Annotated in this window: 13 protein-coding genes; 8 read left to right on the top strand and 5 right to left on the bottom strand. The window is 65.1% G+C overall.

The genetic code is table 11. The annotated features are described in order from the left end of the window. The coding region (locus tag BITS_RS08540; RefSeq protein WP_044259825.1) for a hypothetical protein at window positions 1-336 on the bottom strand (336 nt) is incomplete at its 3' end. Window positions 337-511: 175 nt separating this feature from the next. Here BITS_RS08540 and BITS_RS08535 point away from each other — a divergent pair. The 6 genes from BITS_RS08535 (at window position 512) to BITS_RS08510 (ending at window position 5,364) form a co-directional block, all read left to right on the top strand. Continuing rightward, window positions 512-805: a hypothetical protein gene (locus tag BITS_RS08535; protein ID WP_026642206.1), complete on the top strand. Its 294-nt coding sequence runs from the start codon at window positions 512-514 to the stop codon at window positions 803-805. 306 nt (window positions 806-1,111) lie between these two features. After that, window positions 1,112-1,546: a ribbon-helix-helix protein, CopG family gene (locus BITS_RS08530; RefSeq protein ID WP_026642205.1), complete on the top strand. Its 435-nt coding sequence runs from the start codon at window positions 1,112-1,114 to the stop codon at window positions 1,544-1,546. A gap of 333 nt (window positions 1,547-1,879) precedes the next feature. Continuing rightward, window positions 1,880-2,359 (top strand): MobC domain-containing protein, encoded by a 480-nt coding sequence (locus tag BITS_RS08810; RefSeq protein WP_051264353.1) that lies wholly within the window; start codon window positions 1,880-1,882, stop codon window positions 2,357-2,359. Between the two features lie 30 nt (window positions 2,360-2,389). Continuing rightward, window positions 2,390-3,394: a Fic family protein gene (locus BITS_RS09580; protein WP_052366684.1), complete on the top strand. Its 1,005-nt coding sequence runs from the start codon at window positions 2,390-2,392 to the stop codon at window positions 3,392-3,394. Continuing rightward, window positions 3,307-4,452: a HipA domain-containing protein gene (locus tag BITS_RS08515; protein ID WP_238556586.1), complete on the top strand. Its 1,146-nt coding sequence runs from the start codon at window positions 3,307-3,309 to the stop codon at window positions 4,450-4,452. The genes BITS_RS09580 and BITS_RS08515 overlap by 88 nt, the downstream gene beginning before the upstream one ends. A gap of 12 nt (window positions 4,453-4,464) precedes the next feature. Beyond that, window positions 4,465-5,364, top strand: coding sequence for a Fic family protein (locus BITS_RS08510; RefSeq protein WP_051264351.1), 900 nt, complete (start codon window positions 4,465-4,467; stop codon window positions 5,362-5,364). 12 nt (window positions 5,365-5,376) lie between these two features. On the opposite strand, the gene BITS_RS08505 is transcribed toward BITS_RS08510, so the two are convergent. Beyond that, the gene (locus BITS_RS08505; RefSeq protein ID WP_026642204.1) at window positions 5,377-5,802 is read right to left on the bottom strand and encodes a restriction endonuclease subunit S; all 426 of its coding nucleotides are present in this window, start codon (window positions 5,800-5,802) and stop codon (window positions 5,377-5,379) included. 109 nt (window positions 5,803-5,911) lie between these two features. On the opposite strand from BITS_RS08505, the gene BITS_RS08500 reads away from it, so the two are divergent. After that, complete coding sequence (locus BITS_RS08500; RefSeq protein ID WP_152571205.1) at window positions 5,912-7,267, top strand: relaxase/mobilization nuclease domain-containing protein; 1,356 nt, start codon at window positions 5,912-5,914, stop codon at window positions 7,265-7,267. 87 nt (window positions 7,268-7,354) lie between these two features. Further along, complete coding sequence (locus BITS_RS08495) at window positions 7,355-8,344, top strand: Fic family protein (protein ID WP_081693539.1); 990 nt, start codon at window positions 7,355-7,357, stop codon at window positions 8,342-8,344. A gap of 107 nt (window positions 8,345-8,451) precedes the next feature. On the opposite strand, the gene BITS_RS09575 is transcribed toward BITS_RS08495, so the two are convergent. The 3 genes from BITS_RS09575 to BITS_RS08485 form a co-directional block, all read right to left on the bottom strand. Further along, entirely contained in the window at window positions 8,452-9,510 is a 1,059-nt protein-coding gene (locus BITS_RS09575) for a hypothetical protein (RefSeq protein WP_051264350.1), read from the bottom strand. Then, window positions 9,510-10,379, bottom strand: coding sequence for a DUF4913 domain-containing protein (locus tag BITS_RS09570; RefSeq protein WP_051264349.1), 870 nt, complete (start codon window positions 10,377-10,379; stop codon window positions 9,510-9,512). The genes BITS_RS09575 and BITS_RS09570 overlap by 1 nt, the downstream gene beginning before the upstream one ends. A gap of 1 nt (window position 10,380) precedes the next feature. Further along, a partial coding sequence (locus BITS_RS08485; RefSeq protein WP_044259819.1) for a type IV secretory system conjugative DNA transfer family protein occupies window positions 10,381-11,843 on the bottom strand: 1,463 nt, incomplete at its 5' end.

The raw sequence follows: 11,843 nt of genomic DNA, 5'->3' as shown, positions 1-11,843 counted from the left end.
TTCGGAAACCGGAACCGGGGACGGTTCCACGGCATCCACGACGTCGGAACCGGACGTCGCCCCCTCGGCTTCCATGTCATGGCCGCCGCCGTCCGCCTCGCCCGTATCGTCACCGTCGAGATCCTGCAGCATCGCCCGCTCCGCCGCCTCAAGGTCGCCGGCGCGCGCGCCGCACTCCCTTGCCTTGCGTTTCAATTCCCGCAGCCCGTCGTCCAGACCGGCGATCCTTCGCTTCAGCTTCTCCCTCTCCAGGTACGCGACGGCGTACGCCGTCACGGCGTCGTCACGATCCGCGAACAATCTGGTCAACGCCCGACGCGTGTCACGTTTGGACATCGAATCACTCCTTATTTATATAGGAACCGGCTTTCACGACCATCCTCCGCCCCACGCGCACACGGCACGGAGGACACCACGACGGGCATCGGCGGCGGACGGGTGTCCTCCGCGACACCCGCGAACCGGACCAAGGATGGATGGGAACGGAACACACCCAAAGAAAGGAACCCGTATGGAACCCCTGCTTGCAACCGTCGGAGGATGGCTCGGATCCGCCTGGAACTGGGCCGTCGGACTCAACGGAGCTCTCCAGGTGCCGCTCGTGCTCGTCTGTTGCGTGGCCGCCTGCGCGTGCTGCATCATCGGCCGTCGCATGAGCTCTCCCGGCATCATGGACGGCGCCGGAAGCGCCGCGGTACGCACCCTGCTCGCCGTCATCGCCTACATCGGCGCTGTCGTGTTCACGATCCTCATGGTCTTCGGACTGGCCGCCGTGTTCGCCCCTCTCCTCGGCATCGCCATGTGACCCGGCGCGTCCGGCCGGGAAAACTGACCACGGATACACGAAAGCCCCGCCCGCTGAAAAACGGGACGGGGCCCATTCATGCGCGCCGCATGTCCTCCGCGGGACGGACGGCACGGACGCACGATGGACGACGACGCGGTCGACACCCGGGGCCGGAACGGGGACGGATGACGGCGCGGGAGCGAACGGTGGCCGGCGTCGAATGATGCCGGCCGCTTCCTTTGCCGGCGGCGCAGCCTGTCCTCCGCGCGAAACGGGAAAGCGCCGGACAATGACCGTTGACGACACGTATTCGAAAGGAACGACATGTTCATGAAAAAGCAGTTCAACACCGAGATCGATCATGAAACAGCGCAACGGTTGCGCGACAAATGCAAGGAGCTCGGCGTAGGAATCGGCCATTTCATCCGTTGCATCATCGTCCCCGACGATGCGGAAGCGTTGCACGAAGGAGACGACCTGGGTTTCGCGGACATCCCTCGTCCGACACCCGTGCATTCCGGGGAGAACCGCAACGACGACCGGATATCCGCGAGAATGAGCGAAGCGGAACACGAGGTGCTGACCCGATACGCGATAAAAGGCGAGCTCACGCGCAGCGAACTCATGCGTCTTCTGATTTCGCAGGCGCTCGAAGACCCGCAGGTCGACATCATCGTGGAACGAACAGACTGGCAGGTGGAACGCAAATGCCGGGAACTGCTCAATGCCATTCGTGGACGGAAGGAAATCAAACCGTGACACCACGCCGACAGATAATGCATCGAGACAGCTATAGGCATACAAGTATCCACACAGCTACCCCTACAAGTAGGGATACAGGTACAGGCACATCTGGCATATAACGCCAGCTAGCGCTAGGCAATCGGTAGAAGCACAGATACGGGTACAAGTACCCCTACAGATATCCAGAGGGAGCAAGCTATACGGTTTGTATATACAAACCATGCTTGCCCCTCCGGCAGGAGCCGGAGGAAAAACACCCGAGTGCCACAGGCCGAAACACAGAAACCAAGAACGAGAAAAGGCCGTGAACGGCCGGGAATTTTTGACGGGAACCCGGGAAAAACCACAATGACCGTGAACCAGATGCAAGTCGAAGGCGTGCGACGCGACAGGACGATCATCATGCGCGTCGACGCGGAAACCAAACAACTCATGCGACGCGTCGCCGCGGAACGCCGCCAGTCGATCGCACGAACCACCGTGGAGCTCTACCGGCAGGCAGACGGACAACAGGTCCGGGAACAGAAGGAACACGACTCCCCCACGGTCGAAGAACTGCGGCGCATCCGCAGCGAGATCTGGCGGATCGGCCACAACATCAACCAGATCGCACGACTGACCAACACGGAGCTAGGCGCCGCACACGAGGACGTGACCACCGTCCGCAATCAGGTCGATCGATGCGAGCGGATCATGGCCGGGATCGACCGGATCATCTCCGCCGGCCTGCGCGATGATGGAGACCGGGCCGATCGCGTGGGGAAACCGAAGCCGGATGCAGCTCGTTCGCCCGGCGCGAGCACTCCCTATGCCCGGGATATGCGATGATGGGAAAGACGGAGCATCGAGGAGGCGGTGATGAAGAGCCTGAATACACGACAGTTGACGGGCGTGCTGTATTCCATGGGGCGCACGTTCGACAACCTGTCCTCCACGTACATGGCGACCAGGGAGTTCCTGCGAACGAACAACCCGGCGGTGATCGGCTCGCGTCAGGATCTCGCCCTTCTGCAGGATCTGCGCGACGCCGCGGCATGGACCCTGCACTACGACTACGAGAACGGCATCGACGTGGACTACGTGCGTGGAATCAACGCGCAACTGACCAGGACCGCGGCCATCGAGCCCGGCACGATCCGCACCACATCCAACATCTTCGTACGCACTGCACGAGGCGACTACTATCCTCCCGTTCCCGAACGCGACGAGATGGAAAACGCCATCGAACGTCTCACAAACGGCAAAGGAACGTTGTCCGAGGCGAGCAGGCTATTTGCGTATCTCGCCCGCGTGCAGCCGTTCGGCGACGGCAACAAGCGCACGGCCCTGCTGGCCGCAAACGGACTGCTGATGATGAGAGACAACGGCCATTCGCTCATCGTGCCCACGGAGGACCCCGACCGGTCCGCGTTCAACGACATGCTCGCCGCATGGTATCTCAATGACGACGACACCGTCATCGGATGGCTGGCCACATGGAACCAGAACCACCAGACGCTCGACGACAACGGCCGGCCCATCGAAGAGGAAACGTCCGTTGACGACGATCCCGTGGCGGGAGCATCGGATCCGACCGCCATCGCCATGCGCGCGAACGAACCCGCGAACACGCTCGGCTCTGATTCGGGGAGAAAAGGGAATGGAGGCAAGCGATGCGACGGCGACTCATCATGTGCCGGACACGACCTGTGCTCTCATACGAGGTGGACGAGCGTACCGGCGAATGCGCCTCAAGCGGCGTCATCCTTGACGCGAGGCGTCTGCCCCGGGAGCTTGTGGACCATGGCAAGCCGGCCGTGTACGCGCGACGGATCAACGAATGGTGGCGGCACCGGGCGGTCCCATCGACCCGCGACGGCCTGAGGAACGCCTTGGACGCCCTCGGGGTGAGGTCCGCCACGGAACTCCTGGAACGCTCGCACGGGCTCAGCCTTTCCGACCAATACTGGATCAGGGACGAGGACTCTGATCTCGAATGGAAGGACGTGAACTTCTTCCATAACCCCTTCGACGAGGAGGTGGGGCGCGTCATGCTCACCTTCCGCTCCTCGTCGCACCGTTTCAGCTTCAACGCGCCGGACGCATCCACCGGAGGCGACCTGCCCAAACGCTGGACGATCGGGGAGAACAGCGAACGACTCCTTATCAAGGCGGGCAGGACCGGTCAGGAGCCGGTCAACGAGCTCATCGCCACAAGCCTGGCGCGCAGACTCGGCATCAAGGCGGTCGAATACCGGTTGGGCGAGACGGACAACAAGGCCGTGTCGATCTGCGGGCAGATGCTCACGGACACCGAGGAGCTCGTCTCCGCATGGCAGCTGCTCGGATCCGTCAAGACCGACAACCGGCTCGACGCCCGCGACGCGTGGCTGCTCGCCGCGCAATCCTTCGGCTGCGACATACAGGCGGCATCGGACGCGACGGACGACTGGCTGCTCGTGGACTGGCTCATGCGCAACACCGACCGCCACTACAACAACTTCGGCCTCATCCGCGACGTCGAGACGCTGCATGTACGGCCGGCGCCCCTGTTCGACACCGGGGCCTCCCTGTGGTGCGGGGAGATCAGAATCGACACCGGGGATTACAAGTCCAAACCCTTCTACGCCACCTACAAGACACCCACCGCGCGCAGACAACTCACGCTGGTCAGAAACTGGGGCCGGTACGACCTCGATCTGCTCGACGATTGGCCGGAGGAAACGGCCCGCAGGCTCGCCTCCTACGGCATGTACGCCCCGGCGAGGATCGACGCGATCCGCGACGCACTGAAGACCAAGGTCGAGACCGCGCGGATCATGAAACAACACGCGGGCCGAAGCCGTGACATCGATCTTGCGGACAGGCAGATCATCACCATGGACGACCCGACAGGCATCGGACCGGACGGCGACATGCACGCATCCGGCGACATACGGTGAAAGGCGAGCAAGATGATCGATGGTTATGAGGTGCCGGATCCCAACGGCACCAGGGAGTCACGGGAACAAGGCTGGCGTATCGGGTTCGGACTGCAATTCGCGGACGGGTTGACACCATCCGAATACGCCTACGAGGTCGCCGACAGGCAGATCAACGGCCGGATCACATACGACCAGGCCGCCAGGGAACTCAACGACTACCATGCGGAGCATCCCGACCAACACGATCACCGCGAGGCCGACATCGTCGCGCAGCGCATCAGCGAGATCCTTCAGAACCCGGGATTCGCATTCGCACCCGACGTGTTGAAATCCATACACAGCCGATTGTTCACCGACGTGCTCCAGGACGAGACCGGAGCGATACGCAACGACTGGGTCGGCGACTGGCGCGTCGAGAACCTCACTAAGAAAGAACCGGTACTGAACGGGGACACCGTGCAATACTCCAACTTCCTGTGGATCGACGAGACCATCGACTACGACTTCAGATCGGAACAAGCCCGCATCGGCTCCTACCGGCGCGCCGACCGCCACAAGGTCGCCGACAGCGTGTTCCGGTTCCTGTCCGGCATATGGCAGATCCACCCGTTCCGTGAGGGCAACACGCGCACCACCGCCGTGTTCGGCATCATCTACCTCAACTTCCTCGGATTCAAGATCGACAACAAACCGTTCGCCGAAAACAGCCAGTACTTCCGGGACGCACTGGTCCTCGCGAACACCAGCGACCCGGAACTCCAGACCGACGAGCCGCTGCAACGATTCGTACAGGCGGCGCTCTTCGACCCCACGGTGCAACTACGCAGCCTCCGCGAACGACACGGATCACCATATGAAACGACCGATCCCGCGGATCCGGCCAACATCGCCATGGAATCATCCGGACAGGGACAGGCATATACGCGTTGACGGCAGAAAGCCCTAGATGAATCGACCCAACAGATCGAGATGCGTTCTAGCCGTTGAACGGATTCCCATCATCCAGGAATCGATGACCCGCCAATCGGGTTGCCCGTCCTCGCCAGCAGGCAGGGAGATCGTGCCGTCCTTCATGATCTCCCTGCCCCATTTGTTCTCGAAGGCGTAGGGTCTGCCGGCCTCCCAGAACAAGGGGCAGAGGAACAGCGCGATGTTCTCGGTGAGATGGAACTTCGGGTACAGGACGTTCACATCGTCGGACGCCCAGAAGGGGACGGGCTGGTAGAACGCCTTGCCGGTGGCCTTCTGTCCATTGTATGCGACGGTCATCAGACCACCGGGGTGGATGTGGCCCGTGTTGCCGATGCGGGCGGTGATGCCGTTGTTCTCCAGGGAGGCGCCGATGAAGGGCGTGTCACCCGCGATCATCCGGGCCCGAGCACACGCCGTTTCGCACGCCGGTCAACGGCACCTGGACTCGGCGCGGTCAACATAGGTGTCCTCCGCGCCGAGTCCAGGCGGAGCGGACGATGGGTTTATGATGCCCAATATCACGAGAGGATCGGATCCGAAGGGACTGCTGCGCTACCTGTTCGGCAAGGGACGGCACAACGAGCATCGGGACCAGCACCTGATCGGGTCGAGCCCTGACATGCAACGAGGTTTCAACTGCGACGGGAAGCCGGCGAAGTCGTTCGCCGATCTGGCGGACATGTTCGACCGTCGATACCGGGAACGTCTTATCGACGGGAAGTCGTGTCCTCCCGATCGGCGCAGCGGCCGGCACAATCCCGAGAACCGTCCCGGGTTGGACCGTATCTGGCATTGCTCGCTGGCGATCCGTGCGGGCGAGGGCATCCTGACGGACACGCAATGGGATTCGATCGTCAAGGACTTCCTGCAGCGGATGGGCATGGCCGACGCGGACGGCGCGGGCATGACCTGGGTCGCCGTACGGCACGGCCTGTCCCGCAACGGCAACGACCATGTGCACATCGTCGTGCAACTCGCCAGGGACGACGGCTGGTATAACCCGTTCAACGACCGCAGGAAGGCGCAGCGGGCGTGCAGGGACATGGAACGCGAACGCCCCGAGCTCGTCGAGCTCGGCGCCGTCCTGGACCGTGAGCACATCCGCTACAGCTGCCGGGAGTGGCGCGAGTGGGCCGAGTGGAAGGCCCGGCAGGATTATCGGGGCGCAACGCCGTGGACGGACCTGTCCAAGGACGAACGGGCAGGATTATGCGCGCGGGTCATGGCGGACACCATGCCCCGGTACGCGATCGGACGGATCGTGCGCGCATGCGCCCTGGCGTCGCGCAGCGAGGACGAGTTCATCCGACGCGTGCGCCGCGAGGGACTGAACATCGACCCGCGTCTGCGCAAAGGCGTGGGCAAGGGATCGTTCACGCAACGCTCCCAGGTCGTCGGCTACGCGGTCACCTGGCGGAGCCGTGATGGCTGGCGCGAACGCCTGTCGGCCACCGATCTCGGCCCCGACATGCGGTTGAAGAAACTGCGGAAAACATGGTCGGCGAACCCGAACGACTCGAACCTCGCGGTCATGGAATGGCGGGCCGCGATGGAGAACCGGCGCCCCGTCATGCATCAGGGGCGTGAGCGCCACCTGGATGCGCTCACCACGCACGACATGAGCGTGCTCGTCGACAAGGCATGGCGGATCGCACGCAGCATCGACGCCGCGGACGAGGCCGGGCGCAACCGGGCGGTCATCGAGGGATTGCGTGAGCTCGACCGGATCCTCGACCGGTACGGGCTCGACGAGCCCTCATGGACGGACATGCCCGGCACGACGCCGGGAACGGATACGCCCTCCATCGCGTACCCGTGGCCGGGCGGGGAATCCGGCCCGCGCATGTCGGGCCGGACGTGAGGGCGTGGGATGATTGTTGAAGGATGGAATCAAGCCCGCCCATATGGGCAAGCGGGCGGCATCGGCGGACAGGAGGCTACGGCCATCATGGCGGAACGAAAGACGAGACTCGTCGACCGGCTGGTGTGGGAGCGGGACCATCACGTCGACCACGCCATGTTCTACTGGACCCAGGTCCAGCTCTCGTTCAACTCGAACCACATGGAGGGGTCCACGCTGACCGCGGCGCAGACCGCGCAGATCTTCGAGACGGGACGGTTCCTGACCGACAAGGACGAGCAGATCACCCTGGACGACGCGATCGAGACCGCGAACCACTTCGACGCGTTCAACTGGATGCTCGACCATGTCGACGAGCCCGTGGACCGGACCCTGGTGTGCGGGCTCCAGGCGATCCTCAAGCACGGCACCAGCCAGGAGCGCCAGTCTTGGCGCAACGTCGGCGACTACAAGACGGCCGACAACGAGATCGTCCAGATGCTCGGCGTGTCCGCGGCCTCGACCGCGCCCGCCAAGGACGTGCCGGCGCTCATGGACGAGGTGTACGACGCGTACGCGCGGCTGGACGACGACCCCCTGCGCATCGCCATGTGCCATTGGATGTTCGAGAAGGTCCACCCGTTCTTCGACGGCAACGGGCGCGTGGGCCGCCTGGTCATGTTCAAGGAATGCCTGCGCCTGGACACCGTGCCGCCGCTGATCCGCGACGAGGACCACAACAGGTACGTCGCCGCGCTCGACAGGTTCCCCGAGGAGCCCGGCTGGCTGGTCGACCTGATCCTGCACGCGCGCGACGGATACAAACAGGTCTTCATGGACCGCATGGCCGCGAACGAGCTGGAGTACGCGTACGACGACGACTGGGACCGCGACGCGTACCGGGACGAGCTCGACAGGGCGGCCGGGTTCAAGCGGCGCATCGAACGGCTGGCGAGGACCGCGCGGTCCGGCCACGATCCCGAGGGCACGAGCCGCCGCGCACGGCACGGGACCGCGTCGGATCCGACGGATCCCGCCGACCCGATGAACATCGCGACGGGCACGAACGACCGCGGCATGGGATCCGCCATCATCTGACCACGGTGGGGTCCTGCCCGCGCATGGCCCCGCCGTGCGTTTCATACCGGGCGTGGATACATCGCGGCAAACCCGGCAAGGGCATGCCGCCGAATCCGGCAGGACGCTCACGCCTTCCTTCGCGTACCGGCGGTATGAGGGCGGTCGGGCACGGTTTCCGGTGTGAACGCGGCGTTCCCGTCCGGATGCCTGTCTTCGGCCAGTCCGGCCTCTTGAGGGACGCTGTATGCGCCAAACATGTCCGGCCCATGCCATTCCTCGGGTTCATCCAGACTCATGGGAGCCTCGTCCGACGAGCCGGGTTCGACGGGTTTCGCGTGCCGCGGGGATTCCGTGTCGGCCATGGGCGCGGCGGGTTGGGACTCGTATGCGCCTGTCTCCCTGACGCTGGATGGCTCGTCGCCGACCGCGGTGTTGTCCGCGCCGGACGATTCGGGTAGACCGATCTCCCGGAGCATGCCCACCCGGTCGGCCAGCTCGTCCACGTTGCCCGACAGCGGGTTGACGAGCACCGCCTGGGTGATCATGTCCCGATCCCAGCCGTCCCATTCGCCGCTCATGCGGGACACGACGTGGAATCGGGCCTTGTCGCCGAACCGATGCCGATATTCCGAGTCCTTCAGTTCGATCACGTCGATGCCCATGACGCCGCCCTTGCGGAGCTGTTCCATGGTTTCCTGCATCTCGCCGGTGACGCCGTGGTGGTAGATCGTGACGCTGTTGGTCATCCGGTCGGCCTCCACCTCGATATTCGATCCGTGGCGCATCCTCCACTCGGAACGCAGGATGTCCTGGGCGCGTCGGAGTTCCGCCGCGAACCCGGGCTCGCCTTCGCGGGAAAGCCAGTCCGTCACGCTCCACGATTTCAGCAGGTCCACGTCCGACGGACGCGTCTCCTTCAGGAAGTCGGGATGCAGGACCGTGGCTCGCAACGTCTGCTCGAGCCCGTCGTTCAACCGCCGCCGGTTCTGCTTCTCCCAGTCTTCGAGCATGCGCCGCTGCCGTTCGCGGTTGACGCTCTCCCGATCCATGGTCGCCCGGCGTTCCCGCTTGCTCTGCCGCACGTCCTGCCGCAACTGTACGGCCAGTTGCCTGAGCGACATGGCGGTGTTCTGCCACGCCTGGATCATGGCCTGGTCGAGACCGTCCTCGATGTCCTGGACCATCAGTTCTCCTCCTTGCCGTTGTCAACATCGTCCTTATGGCCGGCCGGCGAGGCCGGCACTGACAGCATGTCCACGATCGGGGCGCGCCACGCGCGTCCGGGCCTCTCGCATGGAAGCGGGGCGCCCTTGACCGTGGTGATCGCCGCCGCGTCCAGCGAGGCGACGATGCCGCGGTCCTTGTCGAACACGCGGTCGAGCATTGACGACGCCTGGATGTACCAGATCATCATCTGGCCGGGGCTTCTGCGCGCGGTCTCGTACGACCGCCAGATCGCGTCCAGAGGGAGCACGAGCGCCGGATGCCTCCACCAGTCCGGCACCCATTGGATGTGGGAGGACGCGGACTGGTGGAATGGGAACACATGGGCGAGGAAGCATTCCACGAACGCGGGCAGGGACGGGTAGAACGTCTCCGCCGTGGATACGCGCGCGCCCATCTGCGCGTCGTAACGCTCCTCGGTCTCCGGATCCGTTCCGCCATCATCCGTCCCATCTTCTCCATCGGGCGTGGGGCGGGACGGCGCGTAGGGAGTCCTCACGACGCCGGACGCGACGTCCGTGGAGCCGTCGCCCGTCACGGCGTCCCGTTCGCCGGAGGTCGTGCCTTCGGCGGCCGGCTCCTCCGACCTGCCGGCCGGGCCGTCTGCTTGCGCAGGCGGGGCGGGGGTCGGCTGCGTCGCGCCGACGCCGGATCGTTTCGCGGCCCTGTTCTCCAACACGGCCTTGGTCAGGATCGTGACCAGGCTGACGCCCTCGCCGCTTTCGGCCAGCGTCGCCAGCAGGTCGCGGGCGGCCCTGACCGCCCTGTCCATCACGGCGCCGCCGCCGGAAGCGTCCTCCGCGCCCGTGGGGTTCGTCATGTCGTCCATGTCACGCCGCCTTTCCCCGATCGGTCTTCCCGGCCTTCTCCAATGCCCCGGTCCATTCACGGTTCTCGGTCCACGGGAGCGTGGCGACGATCTGCGCGCGCGATTGCGAGGCGAGCACGAGCGCGCGGCCGATGGGCCATTCCGCGAGCCGGGATACCGGCATGATGTCCTCCTGCTGGACCGTCCGGTTCACGGTGCGCGACCCGCGCCCGTCGACGGTCACGTTGCTCCTGACGACGTCCCTCTGGCCGACCAGCTGGCTGATCTCGCCCAGGAACCCGCTGTCCTTGATGCCGCCGAGATACACCATGACGTTCGCGTTGTTGAACAGGGAACCGAAGTTCGTCTCGCCGAACGCGGCCTTGCCCTGGTCCGGGTTCTGCCAGATCGTCATGATCGGGATGCCGGAGCTGCCAAAATACGAATAGACATCGCTGAGCTCGGGCCAGCGGCAGATGTTCGCGGCCTCGTCCAGCACGCAGCACAACGGGACGGGCAGACGCCGGTTGTTGTCCGCGAACTCGCTTTGGGCGCGTTGGAACGCGGTGAACGCGACGACCGCGGTCAGCGACGCGGTCAGCGCGGTCGACGGACGGCCCTGCGCGCTCAGCAGATAGAGCGTGTCCTCGCTCGTGGCGAACTCGTACGGGTCGAACACGGCACGGCCCTGCGGCGTGCCGTCGCCCTCCCGGGGTTGGATCCAGTCGATGACGTCCGGGTCGGCGAGGAACGCGACCATCGTCTGCAGCGAGCCGAACACGCCGCTTCTGGTCTCCGGGGTCAGGCCGATCACGCTGCTCACACGACCGGCGATGCCCCCGTACTCCGGATACCGGCTCAGGATGTCCGCCGGCGTGGTGTCGCGCTCGTTCGACGCCCACCGGAACACGTCGCCCACGCTCCGCCCGCCCAGACGCGCGGCGAACAGGTAGTCGGACAACTGCTGGGCCGCGGTGCCCGGGAAGAAGTCGTCGCCGCCGGTCTGCGGCTGGCCGGACGCGTACCTCCAGCAGTCCGCGATCCTTTTCGCGTCCGCGATGGACCTCACGCTGGCGATCAGATCCCACACCCACGGGGCGCGCCGCCGGTCCGGGTCGGCGATCCGCTCCGGGTCGAACACCCAGATCCGCCCCTGCGGATGGTTCAGACGCCGGATCGGCGCGGTCACGTCCAGGATGTCGCCCTTGTTCGACGTCGCCAGGCATGCGCCCGGCGCGGACAGGACCGCGGGAATCGCGTAGCACAGGCTCTTGCCCGACCTCGGGCCGGCGAGCACGATCGCCATGTCCTCCCAGCTCGTGGCCATCTCCGTGCCGTCCACGATGTTCCGTCCCAACGGGTAGCCCGGCGCCATGTGCGGGTCATGACGGTCGGCCGCGATCAGGCGGCGGGCCATGCGCTCCGCGCGCCCGCGGCTGACCTTGTCCACCGCCTGGCCGTGGCCCATGGCCGCCGCGTACCCGT

The sequence above is a fragment of the Bifidobacterium tsurumiense genome (assembly GCF_000741765.1).
Classification (GTDB): Bacteria; Actinomycetota; Actinomycetes; order Actinomycetales; family Bifidobacteriaceae; genus Bifidobacterium; species Bifidobacterium tsurumiense.
This window is presented reverse-complemented; position numbering and strand designations above follow the sequence as displayed.

Bases quoted from the DNA above. Each gene is read 5' to 3' on its own strand.
- BITS_RS08535 (WP_026642206.1), top strand. From the start codon at position 512: ATGGAACCCCTGCTTGCAACCGTCGGAGGATGGCTCGGATCCGCCTGG.
- BITS_RS08530 (WP_026642205.1), top strand. From the start codon at position 1,112: ATGTTCATGAAAAAGCAGTTCAACACCGAGATCGATCATGAAACAGCG.
- BITS_RS08810 (WP_051264353.1), top strand. From the start codon at position 1,880: ATGACCGTGAACCAGATGCAAGTCGAAGGCGTGCGACGCGACAGGACG.
- BITS_RS09580 (WP_052366684.1), top strand. From the start codon at position 2,390: ATGAAGAGCCTGAATACACGACAGTTGACGGGCGTGCTGTATTCCATG.
- BITS_RS08510 (WP_051264351.1), top strand. From the start codon at position 4,465: ATGATCGATGGTTATGAGGTGCCGGATCCCAACGGCACCAGGGAGTCA.
- BITS_RS08505 (WP_026642204.1), bottom strand. From the start codon at position 5,802: ATGATCGCGGGTGACACGCCCTTCATCGGCGCCTCCCTGGAGAACAAC.
- BITS_RS08500 (WP_152571205.1), top strand. From the start codon at position 5,912: ATGATGCCCAATATCACGAGAGGATCGGATCCGAAGGGACTGCTGCGC.
- BITS_RS08495 (WP_081693539.1), top strand. From the start codon at position 7,355: ATGGCGGAACGAAAGACGAGACTCGTCGACCGGCTGGTGTGGGAGCGG.
- BITS_RS09575 (WP_051264350.1), bottom strand. From the start codon at position 9,510: ATGGTCCAGGACATCGAGGACGGTCTCGACCAGGCCATGATCCAGGCG.
- BITS_RS09570 (WP_051264349.1), bottom strand. From the start codon at position 10,379: ATGGACGACATGACGAACCCCACGGGCGCGGAGGACGCTTCCGGCGGC.